We start from the raw sequence: 21047 nt of genomic DNA on the forward strand, positions 1-21047 counted from the left end.
TTCCGCGTTAGAAGAAGGGCCGCCACGCCGAGCGCGCGGCGGCCTTTTATTTCCGGGTGGTTGAGATGGCGCGCACCGTGCCGCCGCGGCGAAGCGAGTAGGCGACGTCGAGATGGCGGGCAGGGGCGGCATTCTCCGCCATGTCGAGCAGCAGCGAGGCGGCCGTCGCGCCCATGCTGGCATCCGGCATTTCGATGGTCGTCAATGGCGGATCGATCAGACGGCCGATGGCGATGCCGTCGAAGCCGGCGACGGAAACATCCCCAGGCACCGACAGGCCCTCGCGCTTCAGCGCGGCGATGACGCCGAGCGCCAGAAGGTCGTTGGAGGCGATGATCGCCGTCGGCGCAAGCGAGGTCATCGCGGTGCCGAGATCGAGCTGGTCATAGCCGCCGACGAAGGGGATCTGCATGGCGTCGAGCGGTGTCAGCCCGTTCTCGGCCATGGCGTCGAGATAGCCCCGGTAGCGAAGGCGGGCGCGATCGGAAGCGGCGAAATTGCCGGAGAGAAAAAGAATGCGGCGATGGCCCATGCCGATCAGGAAGGTGGCGATCTCGCGGCCCGCGCCGCGATTGTCGGCGGTGACGGCAGCCGGAAACTGCGCCGTCGGCAGGTTGTTGAGCAGCACGGTCGGTGGCAGCCTGGCCAGCAGCGCCTCGCTGGTCGACGGATCGCAGACAGTGAGAATCAGCCCGGTCGGCCGGTCGTTCAGGAGTGCTGCGACGGCATCGGCCTCACGCGCCGGATCGTAGTTCGACTGGGCGATCAACACGCCATGGCCGGCCACCAGCATACGGTTCTGGATGCTCGACAGCGACGAGGCGAAGACGGGATTGGTGATGCTCGGAATCAGCACGCCGATCACCGGCCTGCGACCAAGCCGCCCGGCGGCCGGGCCGGCCGGGCGATAGCCGAGTTCGGCGGCGGCACGGCGCACCTTGCGCACCATCAGGTCGCTTGCCGGTCCGTTGCGGTTGAGAACCCGGCTTGCCGTCGCCAGCGAGCATCCGGCCCGGAATGCGACCTGCTGCAATGTCGCCATCGAAAACGCCTCCTGGTGACAGATGAGGCGCAATCCCTTAGGAGACTTCGATGACATTGGTCTGACAGCGGTGTAGCGACTCGCCAGCGTTTCGCTTTCCGTCCATGCACACATAGAAGTTGAAGAAAAATGCAACCTGTGGAATAGTCTGATCAACGCCTCTCAGCCTCTTTCATGCTCATCTCCTGGACAAGAATGTCTCACAAAATGGAATGCTCCGCCGCCTGGCGGTTTCTCGCGACGCTCGCTCTGGTCGCAAGCTTCGCGTCGTCGGCTTATGCGGACACCCTGTCCACGTCCTGGCCACAAACACAAAGCGACATTCAGGCCGACACCAACGTCCATTTCGGCATGCTTGCCAACGGTATGCGGTTTGCGATCATGCGCAATGCCACGCCGCCCGGGCAGGCCGCGATCCGCTTTCGCATCGGCTCCGGCTCACTCGAGGAAAACGACAATCAGCAGGGCCTGGCGCATTTTCTCGAGCACATGGCCTTCAAGGGTTCGACGCATGTCCCCGAAGGCGAGATGATCCGCATCCTGCAGCGCAAGGGCCTGGCCTTCGGGCCGGATACCAACGCCCATACTTCTTATGACGAGACGGTCTATGCGCTCGATCTTCCGGAGGTCGATGCCGACACGGTTTCGACCGGCCTGATGCTGATGCGGGAGACGGCGAGCGAGCTGATCCTTGATGCCGGAGCGTTCGATCGCGAACGCGGCGTCATCCTGTCGGAGGAGCGGCTGCGCGATACGCCGCAATATCGCGCGGGGCTCGGAATCATGAATTCCTTGCTCGCCGGCCGCCGCGCGACCATCCGCGTCCCGATCGGCAAAACCGACATCATCAACAATGCGCCCGTGGACCTCGTCCGCGATTATTACCGGGCCAATTACCGGCCCGATCGGGCAACGTTGATGGTGGTGGGCGATATCGACCCGGCTGCCATGGAAGCCCAAGTCCGGCAGCACTTCGGCGACTGGACGGCCGTAGGTCCGACACCGTCAAAACCGGATCTGGGCACGCTGGAGACGAAAGGCGAAAGCGCCGACGTCCTCGCTGTTCCCGGCGGCATGACCAGCGTACAGATCGCCTGGACGCGTCCTTATGACGCCGCGCCTGATACATTTGCCAAGCGCCGCACGCAGCTTATCGAAGATCTCGGCCTGTTGGTGCTCAAACGCCGGGTGAGCACCATTGCCAGCAAGGCGGATGCCCCTTTTATCAGCGCGATCGCCGGCTCCCAGGATCTTCTTGATTCGGCGCATATCGTCCTGATCGTGGCGAATTGCGAGCCGGATAAATGGCAGGCGGCGCTCACGACCATCGACCAGGAACAGCGGCGTATCCAGGAGTTCGGCGTTGCGCAGGCTGAACTCGATCGTGAAGTCCTCGAATATCGCTCGTTCCTCCAGGCTGCTGCGGCCGGAGCCGCGACGCGCACGACCACCGACATCGCTTCCATGCTGGCCGGCAGCGTCGATGACAATCAGGTCTTCACGTCGCCCGCCGATGACCTTTCGCTGTTCGAGACGATCACGAACGGCGTTACGGCGGCCGAGGTGAATCAGGCGCTGCGGCATGCCTTCTCCGGCAACGGTCCGCAGGTCGTGCTGCAGACGGCCCAATCACCGCAGGGCGGAGCCGACGCAGTTCGGCAAGCCTATGATGCTTCAAAGGCCGTTGCCGTCTCGGCGCCATCCAGTGCGGCCGACATCGCCTGGCCCTACACTCATTTCGGCGAGCCGGGCGCCGTGGTCGAACGCCGCAGCGTCGACGATCTCGGCCTGACCATGGTGCGTTTTGCCAACGGCGTGCGCCTTACCGTCAAGCCCACCAAGCTGCGCGCCAATGAAGTGCTGGTGCGCGAAGATATCGGCCGCGGCCGTCTGGATCTGCCGCACGACCGTCCCGCCCCGATCTGGGCATCGCCGGCCGTCGCGCTGTCCGGCGTGAAGGCCATGGATTACCAGGATATCCAGAAAGCGCTGACGGCCAACATCGTCGGCATCGACTTCTCGGTCGGCGACGGTTCTTTCAACTTCGACGGTCGCACGCGGACTGAAGATCTTGCGACGCAATTGCAGCTGATGACTGCATATACCTCCGATCCCGCCTACCGGCCCGAGGCATTCAAGCGGGTGCAGCAGGCCTATTTGAGTGGCCTCGATCAGTATCAAGCGACGCCCGGCGGCATTGTCAGCCGTGATTTCGCAGGTCTCGTGCATTCCGGCGATCCGCGCTGGACCTTCCCCGATCGCGCTCAATTGTCCGCTGCCAGGCCGGAAGATTTCGAGGCGCTGTTCCGGCCCATGGTGTCCAACGGCCCGATCGATATCACCATCGTCGGAGACGTCATGGTGGACGACGCCATCCGGATGACAGCGGAAACCTTCGGCGCTTTGCCGCCGCGCCCGGAGGCGGCGCCGAGCAAAGATTGGGGCGACGTGCGTTTTCCCGCTGCCAGCAAGACGCCCGTTTTGCTCACCCATAGCGGCAGGGCGGATAACGCGGCCGCAGCCCTTGGCGCTCCGATCGGCGATTTGCTCTCCGATCTGCCGCGGTCCTTCACCGCCAACATCGCCACTCAGATCTTCCAGAACCGGCTGATCGACCAGTTTCGCATTACAGAAGGCGCAAGCTATGTCCTGGAGGGTGACGCCAACCTCTCACGGGAAATCCCCGGCTATGGCTATGCATTTTTCTACGTCGAGACCGAGCCGGCAAAGATCGCGCGCTTCTACGCACTGGTCGACGACATCGCCAATGATCTACGGTCGCAGGATGTCTCGCCGGACGAGTTCGCACGCGCCCGGGGACCGATCGTCGAGACGCTGAAGCATCAGCGGCAGAGCAACGAATACTGGATCGAATATTTGCGCGGCGCTCAGACGGATTCGCGTCGTCTAGACCGGATACGCGACAATCTAACCGGTTACGACACGGTCACCGCCGGCGATATCCGCGCATTCGCTAAGACCTATTTTAGCCCGGAAAACTTCTGGAAATTCGAAGTGCTGCCGGCGGCGGTAAGATAGCGGCTTTTGCGCGACCATCAGCCCGTCCGTCTCCCGGCCATCAGAAACGCCGCCAGGACACAGCTGAGCAGGCCAAGGGACAACGGCAGCCCTTGATGTCCGATCAGCTGCATCGCCACTCCCGCCGCGGGTGAGCCCGTCAACCGCCAATGCCCCATGCGAAGGCGAAGGCCGCGTTCCTGGCGATCAGGGCAGGGCCGGTGAAACGCTCGCCCAGCTGGATCAGCGACATGGTGTAGATCCCGAACGAAACCCCGCCCCAGACGAAAATCAGCGGCCAGATCAGCCATGCGTTGAAGACCAGCGGCAGCAGCAGGCAGCCGGCAGGGAAAGCCAGGACGCAGAATGACGTGGTCGGCTTCGAGCCGAAGCGTTCGGCCACCCGCCCGAGCGAGGGGCGTCGCCCTCGTGCGCAAGGCGCTCGTGGCGCAGGAACTCGACAGTGGCAGGCTGGTCCATCTGTTGCCGGATGTCCGCTGGCCGGTGAGGTGGGCGTATTACATCGTCGCCGCGCCAAAGGCGTTGCGCCGGCAAGAGGTCGCAGCCTTTCACGATTGGCTGGCCTCGCGTCAGGGATAATTCCCGAGGAATGATCCCTGAACGCAGAATCGCTCACGTCAAACAGCCATATTCGACGCTGCCGACATCACTTCCCGCGGGGCAGGAACGCCGAACATATGGCGGCCGGTCCCTTCGACTTCCGTGAAGCACCAGCGCACGACGCCATCCCGATCGAGCAGGAATTCGCCGACAAGCTGGCCTCTGCCGGTGGCGATCATCTTATTGTCATCCTCGGTCAATTCGTAGCCGTCCACCTCGTCGAGGTATTCCGACGCCGCCATCGGGTCCATGGGCTCGGGAAGCTCACCCGGCATATCGATGCGCATCGACATCACCGTGTTCATGCTGACCTTGCGCGGCCAGTCGTTCTCGGCTTCCGTGAATTGAACGCTCGGCAGGCCGAAGGCTCTGTGGGACATCCGTTCCGGGTCGGAGGCTGCCAGCAGATTGGGAAGCGGGTGGTAGCGGAAATAGAGGCGGGCGCGCTCGATCGGGGTATTCACGACCGTCAGGCTTTCGATGCCTTTCTCCTGCAATGCGTCGGTAAGCTCGGACATGGCGGCGATCTGCCGCCGGCAGAAGGGACAATGCAGCCCGCGGAACAACCCGACAAACACCGGCTTCTGGCCGCGGAAATCGTCGATAGCGATCTTGCCCTGGCGTGTGATCGCATCCAGCACCACGTTCGGCGCGCGATCCCCGGGCTTCAATGGTCTTTCCGAGTGGTTCTCCTGCATGTTTAGTTCCTCCTTTTATCTATTTGACTTGATTGGATTAACCGATCTCCAGCGGCTGCATTTGAGAGGGTCAGTCGAGGAACGGCAAGACGACGAGTGTGCCTGGATCGAGGTTGTGGCGGATGCACACATCCTGCGCCAGCGTGAAATACCGTTCCGCCTCGTCCATGTCGTCATGCTCGAGGCTCAGTGTCGCCAAGCCATCATAGCACGGAAAGAGCAGTTGCGGTTCGTCAATTTCCTTCGCAACCTCAAGGGCTTCCTCGTAATACTTACGAGCTAGCTTCGGCTTTCCATGGCATTGGTGAATCTGCCCCAGCACGATCAAGGGCACGGAGAGATGGTCGCGCTGATCGAGCGCCCGGTCGATTTCGACGGCCTTCTCCGCCGCCGGCACACCCTCGGCCGCGCAGCGATCGGTAAAGGTACAGCAGGACACTGCGAGATTGGCGAGGAGGCGCGCCTGGAAGCCGAGATCGCCGATCCGGGTAGCGACCTCCAGCCCGCGCCGGCAGATCTTGATGGCGTTGGCCGGATCGACGATGGTGTAGAGAACGCCGAGATTTGAATAGGCGCGGCACGCCGCACTTTGCAGATCGGCCTTCTCGGCGACCGAAAGACTGCGCTCGACTTCCTGCACGGCATCGCGTCGGCGCCCGAGCCGCGCCAGTGCCGCTCCCTTGGTATTCAGGGCCTCCGCCATCGCGCGCGCGGCTTCGCGTCCGGCCTCGGTCGTTCCGTCGACCGGCAGCGTCTGCAGCCGTTGCAGCGCCTGCGTCGCCCACTCGGCGGCGGCCGCCTGATCGCCCATGCGGAAAGCCAGATGGCCGCGCTCCTGCAGCAGATGCGCATGTTCGACCGGCGCATCGATCGTCGCGATCATCGCTTCGGCCGCGGCGCAATGGGTCTCCGCCTGGTCGCGGCGCCCCGCGTCGAGATGCAGACGGCCGGTCTTTCGCAGGATCCTTGCCGCGGCGATCCGATCGTCCTTGGTGCGGTGGACCGCAAGCGCCCGCTGATAATGGCTCAAGGCAGCATCGCGCCGGCCGGCGGGACCGCAGAGATCGCCAAGACGCTCCATCAGCGCCAATTGCTCCGGCGTCACCTCCGGCTCATTGGCGAAGCCGGCAAGAGCCTGATGGTAGAGGCGCATGGCATCGTCATTGGCGTAGGTCTTGCGGGCCAGATCGCCCGCCGCCATCAGATAGCCGGCGCCCTTGGCCTTTTCGGCGGTCAGGCTGAAATGATGGCCGAGTTGCGCCAGATGCTCGGCCCGGTCGGGTGCGGCACCATATTGGCGTTCCAGAACCCTGCCGATCCTGCCGTGAAGCTCCATGCGCCGCTGCAGCAGCAGATTATGATAGATGACATCGTGCATCAGCGTCTGGCTGAAGCGATAGCCCGGCGACCCGGCCACATCCGGCCCGCGCAATTCCTCGATGATATTGGCATCGCAGAGATAATCCAGCGCCGCGTCGACTGCGGCCGGGTCGGAGGTGACGGTGCGGAGCAGGGCGGTATCGAACTTCGGGCCGACGACCGCCGCTTCCTGCGTCAAGCGTCTGATCTCCTGCGGCAGGCGATCGACGCGGGCAAGCAGCAGCGCCTGCAGATTGACCGGGATATCGACATCGGTGTCGTCGGCCGCGACATGCCAGCGGTGACCGTCATGGTGCAGCGTGCCCATGTCGATCAATCCGCGAAGGATTTCTTCGATGAAAAGCGGATTGCCGCCGGCCCGGTCGAGGATGCGTTTGCGCATCGCGACCGGCAGCTTGCCATGACCTTCACCAAAAAAGGCAGCGAGCAGCTTCTGCCCATCGGCCGCAAAGAGCGGGTCAAGACGTTGCACGGTGACGTTGACGCGATCGGAGTTCAGCGGGTCGGTCTGCGATGTCGGCCGGTAGATCACCAGCAGCATCAGCCGGCTCCGCTCCAGCCGATCCATCATGAAACGGAGCACTTCCAGCGAGGCGGCGTCCGCCCAGTGCAGATCCTCGATGACGAGCAGCAGAGGGCCTTGCGCCAGCCGCCGCTCGAAGACGGTACGCACCGCATAGAAGATCTGCCGCCGCAACTGTTCCGGCTCGATGTGCCGTAACGCCCCATCGGGATCGCCAAGGCCGAGCACATGCAGAAACAGCGGCAAAAGCCCGTCGACATCCTCTTGTGTGAGATCGAGAGCGCGGAATCCGGTTGTCAGCAGTTGCCGCGTCCGGTCTAAATCATCCCGTTCGCCGATACCGTAAGCGCTGCGCACCACCGCGGCGAGCGTGCCATAGGATTGTTCGCCGAGCGGAGAGCAGGTGGCTTTGCGGATGGCAAGGCCCGGGAAACGGGCCGCATCGCCGGCAGTTCCGACAAATTCATTGACGAGCCGCGATTTGCCGATCCCGGCTTCGCCGATCAGGCGGACGAGTTGCGCCGCACCGCCGCAGGCGAGATCGAGGCAGGTCAGCAGCCGCGACAACTCGGCATCCCGTCCGATCATCGGCGCCTGAAGGCCGAAACTTTCGAGACCGCGCGCCGTATGCGGCGCTTCCAGCAACCCTGCCAGCCGATGGACGAGGACGTTTCCGCTTTTGCCGCGCAGCGTCTGCGCGCCGAGACTGTCGAAGGCAAAGGCATGGCGGGTGAGGCGATAGGTCAGTGGCCCGACGAGGATATCGTTTTCGCCGGCCATCGATTGCAGCCGCTGGGCGGTGTTCACCGTGTCGCCGGTGACCGAATAGGATTTTGTGCTGACCGCGCCGAAACCGCCGGTGACGACAGGGCCGCTGTTGATGCCGATATGCAGACGCAGCGGTACGCCGGCGCGCGGCTGCCAGCGATCGCCGACTTCGGTCGCCCGACGGATCATATCGAGCGCGGCACTGAGCGCCCGGACCGGATCGTCCTCATGGGCGACCGGCGCACCGAACAGCGCCAGCAGCGCATCGCCGACGAACTTGTCGACGAAGCCGCCATAAGCCTCGACCGCCTGGGTCATCTCTTCGAACAATTCGTTCTGCAGCACCCGCATGATTTCGGGGTCGATCTGCTCGCTCAGCGTGGTGAAGCCGCAGAGATCGGCAAACAGCACCGTCACCGGCCGCCGGTCGGCATCGCTGTCGGATTTTGCCGGCACCAGCTCGATAATCGGCTTCGGCGCAGGCAGAGCGTTACCTGAGATCGATGCGCCGCATTTGGGGCAGAAGGCAAAATCGGGCTGACACGCATAACCGCAGGCGGCACAGGAGAGGGGTTGCCTTGCGCCGCATCGCGGACAGAAAGCAAAACCGCTCTGAATATCGAAACCGCAGCCTGCGCACTCCATCGCACGCGTCCCACGAAAGCCCGATATGCTGCGGCTATCTCGGCCGCACCGGCGGGCCTCAAAACTGAGGGCCAGCATGAACCTGTTGCCCCGTGCCCGCAAGCATCAAACAGGCAGGCTGAACGACGATCTCCGTCAGAATCTGGTCACCTGAGATCCGCGTCGGAGATCAAACGACGTCACCTCGACCCTGCCAGGAACTGCCGGAACCGTTCCGATTTCGGATGCGTGAAAAGCTCAGCAGGCGCGCCTGTTTCTTCGACGACACCCTTGTGAAGAAACACCACTTTGCTGGACACGTCTCGCGCGAAGGCCATTTCATGGGTTACAACAAGCATGGTCCGGCCTTCCTCAGCAAGGGAACGCATGACCTTGAGCACTTCGCCGACGAGTTCGGGATCAAGCGCCGAAGTCGGTTCGTCAAACAGCATCACCCTCGGACGCTGCGCAAGTGCGCGAGCGATCGCAGCTCGTTGCTGCTGCCCGCCGGAAAGATGCGCGGGATAAAAGTTTCGCTTGTCGGCGATACCGACCCGTTCGAGCAGAGCTTCCGCCTCCGCGATACATTCCGCGCGGTTGCGTTTCTGCACATGCACCGGTGCTTCGATCACGTTCTCCAGGATGGTCATGTGCGACCAAAGGTTGAAACTCTGGAATACCATGCCGATGTGTTCGCGCATCCGATCGACTTGCCTGCGGTCAGCCGGTTCCGTTCTATGCCTGGCTTTCTTCAGAGAATACATCTCGCCGCCGATGCGAATTTCTCCGCTGTCGGGGACTTCGAGCATATTGAGACATCTGAGCATCGTCGATTTTCCAGACCCGGATGAACCGAGAATGGAAATCACCTCTCCTTCATGAGCTTCGAGGGAGACTCCCTTCAAGACTTCCAATGGGCCAAAGCATTTGCGAAGATCCTTGACCGAAACGGCAGCGCTTTTGTCTTTGTTGTCGCTGGCCAAAACTGTTCCCCTGTCAGACATGCGCACTCCCGTTTAAGATTGCAGCCGCATACGCGTATGAGGCGAAAGCCAGAAATCGACCATCATGAGCATTCGTGTGACGACGAAAATGATCGTAAGGTAAAGCGCGCCTGCGACGATGAAGACCTCGAAAGCGCGGAAGCTGTCGGCGATCAATTTTCCAGCCAGGCCGGTGACTTCCATGATCGTGATGACAGACGCGAGCGCCGTTGCCTTGATCATTAGGATGATCTCGTTGCCATAAGCAGGCAGCGCATGCCTGATGGCAATCGGCAGAATGATCCGTCTGAACAAGAGAATGCCCGACATGCCACAGGCGCGCGCCGCCTCGATTTCCTGAATGGAGACGGCCCGCAGGCCGCCACGGAAAATCTCGCTGCAATAGGCGGCGGTGTTCAAAGTGAGCGCCAGCACCGCGCACCAGTAGGGTTCGCGAAAGAAACCCCAGACGCCGAGGTCCTGCAGTTCATGCCGGAATTGACCGAGGCCGTAGTAGATGAGGAACATCTGGACGAGCAGGGGCGATCCTCTGAACACGAAGACGTAAGCGCTGGTGACGGTTCGACCCGCTGCGCCGCCTGTGACGGCCAGGAGCGCAATCGCAAGCGCCAGGATGCTTCCTGCCAAGATGGACGTAACGGCAAGCTCAAGGGTTAGCGGCAAACCGCTCAGAAGCGTGAGAACCGTATCCCACAGGAAGCCCGTATCCATTACAACGCCCCCCTTATGCCCTGGGTGGTTCGAGCTTCCATTCGTTTGAACAGGATTGACGAGAACCAGGTGATGACAAGATAGAGAACAACCGCCATCAGGTAGAACTCGAAGGGGCGGCGGGTCGATCCGGCAGCGATTTGCGATTGGCGCAGGAGTTCGACGAGACCCGTGACGGAGACCAATGCCGATTCCTTCAACACCAGCTGCCAGGTGTTTCCGAGACCCGGAATGGCGTAGCGCAGGACGAGTGGGGCGACGATGCGCCTGAACTTGGGCCATGGCCGCATGCCGACGGCGCTGGCGGCTTCGATTTCGCCGCGTGCAACCGATCTGTAGGCTCCGCGAAATACCTCCGCCTGATAGGCCGCCGAAACCACGCCGAGCGCCAGGGTTCCGGTTAGAAATGCCGGCATTCCGATGAACCCTTGATAGCCGAACAGCCCGCCGACGGATCCCAGGAATGCGCTGCCGCCGAAATAGAAAAGATAGATAACCAGAAGGTCCGGAACGCCGCGCAGAACGGTGGTGTAACAATCCGCAACCCAGCGAATGGCCATGTGGCGGGACAGCTGCATGAAGGTGATCATCGTACCGATCACCGTTCCGGCCAGAAAACCGCAGACGGATACGCCGATTGTCATGGCCGCTGCAGTGAGAAGGAGCCAACCCCAACCCGTCTGCCCGAAGCCGACGAGAGCCAGGTAACTGTCGATAGGTGCCATGCGGGGCCTCTTGGTGAATGATCGGGGTTGCGTTAGTCGGCTGCGCGCCGATGCGCCCAGATGCGCTGGAGCTTCGACATGTTCTTGAGCGAGCTTTGCACATGCGCTCGCGCTGCCAACGCCGCCGCCTCCCGGTCTCGCGCGCAGATGGCGTCCGCGATCGCCCTGTGTTCGTCGAGGTCCGTGTGCTCCAGATCCACCCAGAGAACTTCAAGCCAAAGGGCAAGGCGAAGCTGCTGATAAACTTGATCCGTCACCCTGACGAGGGCCTCGTTTCGGGTCGATTCCACGATGACGCGATGGATGTATAGTCCAAGATCGAGGTTGCGGGCCGCGTCAGACGGCGTCTTGTTGGTCGTATCCTTGAGTTCCACCATCTGGGCAATGACGTCCCGGAGCCGATCGAGGTCTTCCTCGCTCGCCACCTCGCAGGCGAGTTGTGCCGCGCAAACATCGAGCGCTTCGCGAACGACCAGCAGATTGCAGAACTTGGTGACGTCGAGATCGGTCACCGTGTAGCCGAAATTCCGCTGCCCGACGATAAGCCCTTCTTCTTCCAGCTTCATCAGCGCTTCACGCAACGGCGTTCGGCTGACGCCGAAGCGCTTGGCGAGCGTCACCTCCGAAAGGCGCTCGGAGGGGCGAAGCTGGCCGGTGAGGATCAGGTCCTTCAATTGCGAATAGGTGCTCTCACGCAACGATCCTCGCTGTTCTGTCTTGGTCGATGCCAATCGATTCCCCTTCCGTCTCTGGTCCACTCACCCTTCGGTGAACGACACCATAACTTTTTCCCTCTTGCTCGATCAAGCGGAATACGATTATGTATACAATGTTGACTACAACAAGCAATCGTCTTTTCGCCGACGTTTAAAAGCCGCCCGCGATCTGGTCGCAACATCTGGAGGTCCGATGCCGGAGATTCTCAGTCTGGACGAACTGCGGGAGCGCTTTTCGAACGCTTCGGGCGGCGAGATGTTCGATCCGGAGTTTCGCAAGGTGGCCGACCTGGTCTTCGGCGGGGGCGATCGTCGCCAAGCGCCTTACTGCGGCGTCCCGACATTGCTGAAGGCGCCGTATCGTCCGGACGCCGCACCCAGTTTTGCTGATATAGATATCGCGCTTTTCGGCATTCCGATGGATCTCGGGGTGACAAACCGATCCGGTGCGCGGTTCGGGCCAAGAGCCGTACGCAACGTCGACCGGGTTGGCCCTTACGATCATGTATTGCGGACCGTCCCGACTGCCCATGCCCGTGTTGCCGATGTCGGCGATGTCCCGTTCAAAAGCCGCTTCGATCTTGCGGCATCTCACGACGATATCGAGGAATTTGTCGGCGGGTTGATAAAGGCGGGGGTCGTGCCCCTGGCCGTCGGTGGCGACCACTCGGTCGGCCTTCCGATTCTCAGGGCCGTCGGCAGGGATCGTCCTGTGGGGATGATCCACATCGACGCGCATTGCGACACGGGCGGTTCGTTCGAAGGATGTAAATTCCACCATGGCGGACCCTTTCGCCAGGCGGTTCTCGATGGTGTGCTTGATCCCAGACGGACGATCCAGATCGGAATTCGCGGCAATTCCGAATATCTATGGGAATTCTCGTATGCATCCGGCATGACCGTCATTCATGCGGAGGAGGTCGGTGATCTCGGCATCAGCGCCGTCATCGCCAAGGCGAGAGAGATCGTCGGGGCGGGGCCGACCTATGTCAGCTTCGACGTCGATTCTCTCGATCCCGCATTCGCGCCAGGCACCGGAACCCCCGAAGTCGGCGGCCTGACCTCGGCGCAGGCGCTTGGCATTCTGCGCGGTCTTATCGGCGTGAACATTGTCGGCGGCGACGTTGTCGAGATCGCTCCGCAATACGACCCGACGTCGAATACGGCGCAAATTGCCGGTCAGGTTTTGTTCGAACTCCTCTGCCTTGCGGCCGAGGCAATCAAGGTTCGCGCGCCCTAACAAACGGACGTCGCGGAGTCTGCAACCGCCTTGCTTGGGAAAAGGGCAGGGCGCACCAAAAAGGGGAATAAAAACATGCAAGTATCAAAGCTTTTGCTGACGTCCGCTTTGCTCGGCGTCATCTCGGCCGGCGCTGCCGCCGCGCAGACGAAACCAACCGAAATCACCATTGCGACCGAGGGCGCATACGAGCCTTGGAATTTTACCGGTCCTGACGGCAAGCTGGCCGGGTTCGAGATCGATCTCGCCAATGACCTTTGCGCCCGCATGAAGGTGAAATGCACCATCGTCGCCCAGGACTGGGACGGGCTCATTCCATCGCTCAATGCCAAGAAGTTCGATGCCATCATGGCCTCGATGATCGTGACCGAAAAGCGCCTTGCGGTCATCTCCTTCAGCAAGCCCTATGCCCCGACCGCGGCCGCATTCATGGTCGAGAAAACCGGTCCTCTCGCCGATCTGCCGGGGACGGGGACGACGGTCGACCTCGCCGCTGATAAGGCGAAGGTCGAGCAGGAATTGCAGCCGCTTCGGGACGCCCTCAAAGGCAAGGCCGTGGGCGCCCAGGTATCGACGGCGAACGCAGCCTTTCTCGATACCTATTTCAAGGGCGTTGTCGATCCAAGAGAATACAAGACGGTCGAGCAGCATGATCTGGACCTTCAGGCCGGTCGAATCGACGCCGTCGTTGCCCAGAAAACCTCATTGACTGCAACGCTCGGCAAAGACGACTTCAAGGACTACAAGATCGCCGGTCCGACCTTCAAAGGCGGGGTCTTTGGACAGGGGATCGCGGCAGGCATCCGTAAGGACGATACGGTGTTGAAGTCGATGTTCGACGCCGCGATCGAAGCCGCCGAAGCCGACGGCACGATCAACAAGTTGGCGCAGAAATGGATCAAGACATCCCTTGATTGATTGAGCGGCGAAGCTCCCTCGGCAGTAATTGGCAGCCGGTGCACCGAGTAGGTCGCGCCGGCTGACGGGCGCAGCTTTGCCAGGAGCCGCCACTGAAATAGACCCCCATTTGGAGAACCTCTGTGACCATCCTTCTCAACTCCGTCGAATCCCGGGACGCTGCGTTTGTTCTGCATCCCTATACCAACGCTTCGCAGCATCTGAAGGACGGCCCGCTGGTGATCACCAGGGGCGAGGGAATCCACATCGTCGACAGCGAAGGCAACAAATACATCGAAGGTCTTGGTGGGCTGTTCTGCGCGTCGCTGGGCTTCAGCGAACAACGTCTGGTAGACGCGGCGACCCGCCAGATGAAGGAACTGCCCTTCTATCACAGCTTCGGCGGCAAAACGCATGAGACGGCGGTCGAACTTGCCGAACGGCTCATTCGGCTTTCACCGGTTCCGATGTCGAAAGTGTTCTTCGCCAATTCGGGTTCCGAGGCCAACGACACGGCCATGAAGCTTGTCTGGTACTATCACAATGCCATCGGCATGCCGGAAAAGAAGAAGATCATCTCGCGCATGCGGGCTTACCACGGCGTGACCATCGCTTCGGCAAGCCTGACCGGACTGCCGAACAATCACCGTGATTTCGATCTGCCGATTGATCGGGTGCTGCATACGGACTGCCCGGAGTTCTATCGCTATGGCCGCCCGGGCGAAACGGAGGAAGAATTCGCGACGCGCTGTGCCAATTCGCTTGAACAGATGATCCTTGCCGAGGGACCGGAAACCATCGGCGCATTCTTCGCCGAGCCCTTGATGGCATCCGGCGGCTGCATCGTTCCGCCGCCAACCTATTACGAGAAGATCCAGGCAATCCTTAAGAAATACGACGTGCTGCTGATCGCCGACGAAGTCATCTGCGGCTTTGGCAGGCTCGGCACGATGTTCGGTTCGGAAAGCTTCGGGCTTCAGCCGGACATGATCGTCATGGCAAAGCAGCTTTCGGCAGCCTACCAGCCGATCTCCGCCCTGATGATCAATGAAAAGATCCATTCCGCGGTCGTTGTCGAGAGCGAGAAGATCGGAACATTCGGACATGGTTTCACCTATAGCGGCCATCCGGTCGCGACGGCCGTCGCCCTGGAAACCCTGAAAATCTACGAGGAACGTGACATCGTTGGCCACGTCCGCAACATCGCTCCGGTATTCCAGCGGCGGTTGAACGAGCTTGGCGACCATCCGCTCGTCGGCAATGCCCGCGGTCGTGGCCTCATCGGCACCCTTGAACTGGTTCGCAACAAGGAAACGAAAGAGCCGTTCAAGCCGACGGACGGCATTGCCATTCACGCAGGCAAGCGAGCCCAGGTCCATGGCGTCATCACGCGCGCCCTTGGCGACAACTACTCGCTTTGCCCACCGCTTATCATCACCGAGGCGGAGATCCACGAATTGTTCGATCGCTCCACGCGCGCATTGGATGATACCTATACATGGGCGAGGGCAACCGGCCTCTATTGAGCGAAGGAAGCGACGATATGCGAAATTTCGAATTGCCGGGAAGATCGATGGCCGTCGGCCGCAATGGCATGGCCGCGACATCGCACCCGATGGCGACTTTGACAGCGATCGAGATCCTGAAAGCCGGCGGCAAGGCCATCGACGCCGCCGTCGGCGCCTGTGCCGTCCAATGTGTCGTGGAGGCCGGATCCACCGGCATAGGCGGCGATTGTTTTGCGCTGCTGGCGTCGAATGGAAATGATGATGTCCTTGCCTATAACGGCTCGGGACGCACGCCGGCGGCGGCGCATTTTGCCTGGTTTCAGGAAAACGGCATCGGTTCGATCGAGCGGTCATCGCCGCATACGGTGACCGTTCCTGGGGCGGTGGACGCCTGGACCCGCCTCGTTGCCGATCACGGCAGGATGCCGCTGTCGGAAATTCTTGCGCCGGCAATTGCACTGGCTCGCGACGGCTATGCGATCACGCCACGGGTTGCCGCCGACATTTCGAACCAACGCGACCTGCTGCTGCGCGATCCATCGGCCCGTCGCCTTTTCCTGATCGATGATCAGGCTCCGCCGGTCGGATCGGTTCAACGTCAACCGGAACTGGCGCAGACGCTGGAAACGATCGCAACGTCGGGCCGTGACGGCTTCTATCGCGGTCCGGTGGCAGCCGACATGGTGACCCGGCTGAATTCCCTTGGTGGCCTCCATACAGTTGAGGATTTTGCCTCAGCTGCCGGCGAATATGTGAAGCCGGTCAGCGCGACATACCGCGGATGGACGGTGCATGAATGCCCGCCGAACGGGCAGGGCATCGTCGCTCTGATGATCCTGAAGATCTTGGAGCGTTTTGAACGCAAAGGCGATCCGCTTGGCGTGGACAATCTGCACATCGAAGTCGAGGCCACGCGGCTGGCTTATGCGGCTCGTGATCGATGGGTCGCCGACATGGCCGCCTCAGACGTTCCGGTCGACTTCCTGTTATCCGATGAACTCGCCGACAGCCTTGCCGCCAGGATCGACCTGAACTCCATCACCGATGCCGGGGCCGTCATCGATGGCGTCGAGCATGCGGACACCGTCTACATTTCGGTTGTCGACAAGGATCGAAATGTCGCCAGCTTCATCAACTCGATCTTCCATTCCTACGGAAGCGGATTGATGGCGCCGAATTCCGGCGTGCTGTTCCACAATCGCGGGCAGAGCTTCAGTTTGAAGCAAGGCCATCCGAACGCGATCGGGCCGCGCAAGAGGCCCATGCACACGATCATCCCGGGCCTGGTCACCCGCCATGGCAAAAGCGTCTTGTCGTTCGGTGTGATGGGTGGGCACTATCAGGCGATGGGCCATGCCCACTTCCTCTCCAAGCTGTTCGATTTCAATCTGGACATACAGAGTGCGATTGATCTGCCTCGGCTCTTTCCGCTTCCCGGCACGACATCAATCGAAACCGAAGCACTTCTGCGAACCTCGATCGGGCGTGATCTCGAAGCCCGCGGCTTCAAGGTTGTCGCTCCGAATTGGGCGATTGGCGGTGCCCAGGCGATCTGGATTGACGATCAACACAACACGCTGCTGGGCGGCTCCGATCATCGAAAAGATGGTTGCGCGCTCGGTTACTAGAGGCGGTGGAGAGCTGAATGTCGGCATATCCGAATACCCAACTTTATATCAATGGCCGCTGGAGGCAGGGTTCAAACGACGATCTGACCGTCGTCAATCCGGCCTCGGGCGACGTCATCGGCCGTGTTTCCAATGCCGGCGCTGCTGATCTCGATGAAGCGCTTTCGGCCGCCGCTGCCGGGTTTGAGCAGTGGCGGCGCATAAGTGCGTTCGAGCGGGCAAAGCTGATGCATGAGGCGGCGGAGATCCTGCGGCACCGCTCTGCGGCGATCTCTCGAATAATGACATTGGAACAAGGCAAACCGCTCGCCGAGTCCAAGGCAGAGGCGGCCGCGGCTGCCGACATCATAGACTGGTTTGCCGAGGAAGCCCGCCGTGCCTACGGCCGGCTCATCCCGCCACGAGCGGCCAATGTCAGGCAGATGGTGATCAAGGAGCCTGTCGGCCCGGTGGCGGCCTTCAGTCCCTGGAATTTTCCATTGAACCAGGCCGTCCGCAAAGTTTCGGCGGCCCTTGCAGCCGGCTGCTCGATCATACTGAAGGGGCCGGAGGAGACGCCGGCGAGTTGCGCTGAACTGGTTCGCGCCTTTGCCGATGCGGGCCTGCCGGCGGGAGTCCTCAATCTGGTTTTTGGAATTCCAGCCGATATTTCAAATCACCTGATCCCGCACCCGATTATCCGGAAAATCTCCTTCACCGGATCGACCGCCGTCGGAAAGCAGCTGGCCTCCCTTGCCGGCGCCCACATGAAGCGGGTGACGATGGAACTCGGAGGCCATGCGCCGGCAATCGTGTTCGATGATGCCGATATCGATCTCGCGGTCAGACTGTTGGCGGCTGCGAAATTTCGAAACGCCGGGCAGGTCTGCGTGGCGCCGACCCGGTTCCTCATCCAGGAACGTGTCTTCGAACAATTCCTCGATGGCCTGGTAAAGGCGGCCGAGGCGATTAAGGTCGGCGATGGATTGAGCGACGGCGTGACCATGGGACCGCTTGCCAACGCGAGGCGGGTAGGGGCCATGGAGGCGCTGACAGCCGACGCGGTGATGCGCGGTGCGAAGATTGCGACCGGCGGCAAACGGATCGGCAATCTCGGCAACTTCTTCCAGCCGACGGTTCTCACCGACGTACCACAGCATGCCCGCGTGCTCAGCGAAGAACCATTCGGCCCCTTGGCGATAGTGAGCGCATTTTCGGACTACAATTCTGCCGTTGCGGAAGCCAACCGCCTTCCATACGGCTTGGCGGCCTACGCCTATACGACCTCGGCAAAGACCAGCGCGGGCCTTGCCCGCGATATCGAGAGCGGCATGCTGTCGATCAATCATCATGGACTGGCGCTGCCGGAACTGCCCTTCGGAGGCATAAAAGATTCCGGCTACGGTTCGGAAGGAGGCTCCGAAGCGATGGAGAATTATTTCAATACGAAGCTCGTAACCGAGGCCGACTGAAGAGGCGATCAGCCTGCCTCTGCCGCTCCCTTGTCTTTCATGCGGCAAAATTCGATCAACTGCTCCGACCTCATCGGTCGCGCCAGAGCATAGCCTTGCAGCAAATGGCAACCAAGATCCTTCAGGATCTTGGCGTGCTCCATCGTCTCCACGCCCTCGGCAACGATGTCGATATTCTGTGACCGGCCGATTTCGATAATGGAGGACACCAGACGGCGTTGCGAGGGGGAGGTTATGATCGGCTTGATGATTTCGCGGTCAATCTTCAGTCGTCGCGGCTCAAATCGCAGCAGGCTGATGATGCTGGCATGTTCCGTGCCGAAATCGTCGATCTCGATTTCAATGCCAAGCTCTTTGATCATCGGAATAATGTCATTGAGCGCAGGTTGAAGCTCGTCGAAGGAAATCGTCTCAAGCAGCTCGAAACACAGGCGACCTCTCGATACGGGAAGCTCGGACAGCTCGGCCAGCAGATTTGCCTGCGCCAGTCGGCGCGCCGATATATTGACTGAGACGCGCGGGATCTGCATTCCCAGGCTGTCCCATCGTGTCAGCTCGAACAGAGCCTTCTGCAGGATCAGCCTGTCCATGTCGCCGCTCCGCCCCAGCCTTTCCGCGGCGTCGAGAAAATTGTTCGGGCCGAGCAGACCTTTTCGCGGGTGCTCCCAGCGGGCAAGCGCCTCGACGCCTGCTATCTCAAGGGTGTCTGCATTGAACTGCGGTTGGAAGAATGCAACGAGCTCATCGCGGTCGAGCGCCTGATTGAATTCATCCGCCAGTTCTTTTGAGTGGATTGCGGCGCTGCGAAGCTCTTCGGTGAAAATCGCCGCGCGGCCGCGGCCCGCCTTCTTCGCCTCGTACAGAGCCAAATCGGCGTTCAGAAGCAGCTGACCGAGATCCCGCCCGCGAGCACGTTCGCTCTCCCAGGCGACACCGACGCTGGCTCCGACCACATACTCCGCCCCATCGATAAGGAGGGGCTGCTGGAGCGCGTCGACAATCTGTTTGGCCAATTCGGTTGCCTCAGGCTCGGGATTGGTGCTCCACCTGGCGAAGATGAACTCGTCTCCACCGATCCGAGCCGCGACGTCGTTCGGGCCGGTCAATTCGGCGAGGCGCGAAGCCGTTATTTGCAGGACCATGTCACCGCCGGCATGCCCCTTCGTATCGTTGATCTCTTTAAATCGGTCGAGGTCGATATGAATGAGGATCAGACGATCTTCTCCACCGGGTCTCTCTGGCTGCGCGATCATCTGGTCGACAAACCGGCGGTTCGCAAGCCCCGTCAGGGCGTCGTGCAACGACAAATATTCCAGCCTTTGCCGCGCTCGAACCAGCTTCTTCTTGTGAAGCCGAAGCTTCTCGATTGTTCGTTGGCGTGACTTGGTCAGGAAGCCGACCCAAATGATCGGCGCAACGACACATAAAGCCAACAGGCTCGCATAGAGTTCAAAAATGCCGATCCCGCTGTTCTGGCCCCATCCTTGCTTGGGAACTGCGCCGAAAGTCCAGCGGCCATAGGTCATATCGACGGATGTCACGACCGGTTGCTTCGAAAATGTTTCCAGACTTCCGAGAAAAACCTGTTTGGATGAGTTGGGCTCGGGCACGGTGCTGATGGCAATCTCAAGCTCGGTCGATCCAAGGCCGCTATCGTTATAGAGCCTTGGAATATCTATGATTCCGGAGAGCAGACCCCAAAAAATCTGGCTCTTTCCGTCGTTCATATAAATCGGGCACCTGACGACAAAAGCAGTTCCGCCTTGGACGAGCTCCACCGGGCCTGTCAGAACGATATTGTGGGTGTTGCGCGCCAGCATCGCGGCAGCCCGTTGCTTCTCATTCTTTCGGTAATCGAGCCCGATGGCCTTTTCGTTTCCTTTTTCCGGATAAACCCACTTGACCACCATGTCGGGCGCCGCAGCGAAGCTGCGCAATTGTGAATCGGGCTGCAGGATCTGCGCGGCAAGTTTGGAAAATCCGTTTTGGTCCATTGCCGGGTCGACTGCGATGCCAGCCGCCAGCCCTTGCAGCAGCTTCACATTGCTGTTGAGGTTCGTCTGAAGCCGAGACGATATTGTGGCAAGCTCGCCGGCCACAATCGAGCGTTCCTCGGCCAGCGATCGCTCCAGCCGCCAGTTGGTTGCGACCCAGACGACGATGACTGCGATAATTGCCGCAAATAGTGCCGGAGCAAATGCGCTTGCATGGCTGACTGCGGAGGCAGCGAGGCCACGTACTATCTTTGGATTTCTTCGAAACGTCATCAGGTTGCCGGCGTGGATGGATACGCCTGCATCCTCGCACAGTTTCTTTAAGGCAACGCTAAACCGGCCAGCCTGCGAGAAAAGCCGATGCGGTCTAGGCGAGGGCGATCGGCTGCGGTCACCTGGAGATTGCGTCGGGACATTCCAAAATCTCCAAAGGGGAGCTTGTTTTTCTGGCATGTCGCGCTTGGAAATAGAATGTGCCCCTCTACAGTAGTTGTCAAAG

The 21047-nt window shown here is 60.9% G+C and carries 15 protein-coding genes and 1 pseudogene; 7 read left to right on the forward strand and 9 right to left on the reverse strand.

Going from position 1 to position 21047, the window contains the following annotated elements; translation table 11 throughout:
* Positions 1-46: 46 nt before the first annotated feature.
* Positions 47-1042: a substrate-binding domain-containing protein gene (locus tag AMK05_RS11045; RefSeq protein WP_064838494.1), complete on the reverse strand. Its 996-nt coding sequence runs from the start codon at positions 1040-1042 to the stop codon at positions 47-49.
* Between the two features lie 195 nt (positions 1043-1237).
* Here AMK05_RS11045 and AMK05_RS11050 point away from each other — a divergent pair, with 195 nt between their 5' ends.
* Complete coding sequence (locus AMK05_RS11050) at positions 1238-4081, forward strand: M16 family metallopeptidase (RefSeq protein ID WP_064841335.1); 2844 nt, start codon at positions 1238-1240, stop codon at positions 4079-4081.
* A gap of 17 nt (positions 4082-4098) precedes the next feature.
* Here AMK05_RS11050 and AMK05_RS33240 read toward each other — a convergent pair.
* Positions 4099-4472: pseudogene (locus AMK05_RS33240) on the reverse strand (MFS transporter); the annotation flags it as partial.
* Positions 4473-4489: 17 nt separating this feature from the next.
* Here AMK05_RS33240 and AMK05_RS34505 point away from each other — a divergent pair.
* Positions 4490-4660 (forward strand): hypothetical protein, encoded by a 171-nt coding sequence (locus AMK05_RS34505; protein ID WP_237352224.1) that lies wholly within the window; start codon positions 4490-4492, stop codon positions 4658-4660.
* 38 nt (positions 4661-4698) lie between these two features.
* Here AMK05_RS34505 and AMK05_RS11060 read toward each other — a convergent pair whose 3' ends face one another.
* The 6 genes from AMK05_RS11060 to AMK05_RS11085 all read right to left on the reverse strand — a co-directional run bounded on the left by AMK05_RS11060 (position 4699) and on the right by AMK05_RS11085 (position 11845).
* Entirely contained in the window at positions 4699-5379 is a 681-nt protein-coding gene (locus AMK05_RS11060; protein ID WP_064838496.1) for a peroxiredoxin-like family protein, read from the reverse strand.
* Between the two features lie 70 nt (positions 5380-5449).
* Positions 5450-8695, reverse strand: a complete 3246-nt coding sequence (locus AMK05_RS11065; protein ID WP_064838497.1) for an adenylate/guanylate cyclase domain-containing protein — start codon at positions 8693-8695, stop codon at positions 5450-5452.
* Between the two features lie 179 nt (positions 8696-8874).
* Entirely contained in the window at positions 8875-9678 is an 804-nt protein-coding gene (locus AMK05_RS11070) for an ABC transporter ATP-binding protein (RefSeq protein ID WP_064838498.1), read from the reverse strand.
* A gap of 12 nt (positions 9679-9690) precedes the next feature.
* A complete protein-coding gene (locus AMK05_RS11075; protein ID WP_064838499.1) occupies positions 9691-10389 on the reverse strand; it encodes an ABC transporter permease in 699 nt (232 codons plus the stop codon).
* Positions 10389-11114, reverse strand: a complete 726-nt coding sequence (locus AMK05_RS11080) for an ABC transporter permease (RefSeq protein WP_064838500.1) — start codon at positions 11112-11114, stop codon at positions 10389-10391. The genes AMK05_RS11075 and AMK05_RS11080 overlap by 1 nt, the downstream gene beginning before the upstream one ends.
* Before the next feature lie 32 nt (positions 11115-11146).
* Positions 11147-11845, reverse strand: coding sequence for a GntR family transcriptional regulator (locus tag AMK05_RS11085; RefSeq protein WP_064838501.1), 699 nt, complete (start codon positions 11843-11845; stop codon positions 11147-11149).
* 178 nt (positions 11846-12023) lie between these two features.
* Here AMK05_RS11085 and speB point away from each other — a divergent pair, with 178 nt between their 5' ends.
* From speB to AMK05_RS11110, 5 genes are all read left to right on the forward strand, one after another.
* Positions 12024-13070, forward strand: coding sequence for an agmatinase (speB, locus tag AMK05_RS11090; protein ID WP_064838502.1), 1047 nt, complete (start codon positions 12024-12026; stop codon positions 13068-13070).
* Positions 13071-13145: 75 nt separating this feature from the next.
* Positions 13146-13988: a lysine/arginine/ornithine ABC transporter substrate-binding protein gene (locus AMK05_RS11095; RefSeq protein WP_064838503.1), complete on the forward strand. Its 843-nt coding sequence runs from the start codon at positions 13146-13148 to the stop codon at positions 13986-13988.
* 122 nt (positions 13989-14110) lie between these two features.
* Positions 14111-15493 carry an aspartate aminotransferase family protein gene (locus AMK05_RS11100; protein ID WP_064838504.1) on the forward strand — a complete coding sequence of 461 codons (1383 nt, stop codon included), beginning with the start codon at positions 14111-14113 and terminating at the stop codon, positions 15491-15493.
* A 17-nt stretch (positions 15494-15510) separates the two neighbouring features.
* Positions 15511-17103, forward strand: a complete 1593-nt coding sequence (gene ggt / locus AMK05_RS11105; protein ID WP_064841336.1) for a gamma-glutamyltransferase — start codon at positions 15511-15513, stop codon at positions 17101-17103.
* Positions 17104-17120: 17 nt separating this feature from the next.
* Positions 17121-18554 (forward strand): NAD-dependent succinate-semialdehyde dehydrogenase, encoded by a 1434-nt coding sequence (locus AMK05_RS11110; protein ID WP_064838505.1) that lies wholly within the window; start codon positions 17121-17123, stop codon positions 18552-18554.
* 8 nt (positions 18555-18562) lie between these two features.
* Here AMK05_RS11110 and AMK05_RS11115 read toward each other — a convergent pair whose 3' ends face one another.
* The gene (locus tag AMK05_RS11115) at positions 18563-20821 is read right to left on the reverse strand and encodes a bifunctional diguanylate cyclase/phosphodiesterase (RefSeq protein ID WP_064838506.1); all 2259 of its coding nucleotides are present in this window, start codon (positions 20819-20821) and stop codon (positions 18563-18565) included.
* Positions 20822-21047 lie beyond the last annotated feature (226 nt).

Source organism: Rhizobium sp. N324, assembly GCF_001664485.1.
Taxonomy (GTDB): domain Bacteria; phylum Pseudomonadota; class Alphaproteobacteria; order Rhizobiales; family Rhizobiaceae; genus Rhizobium.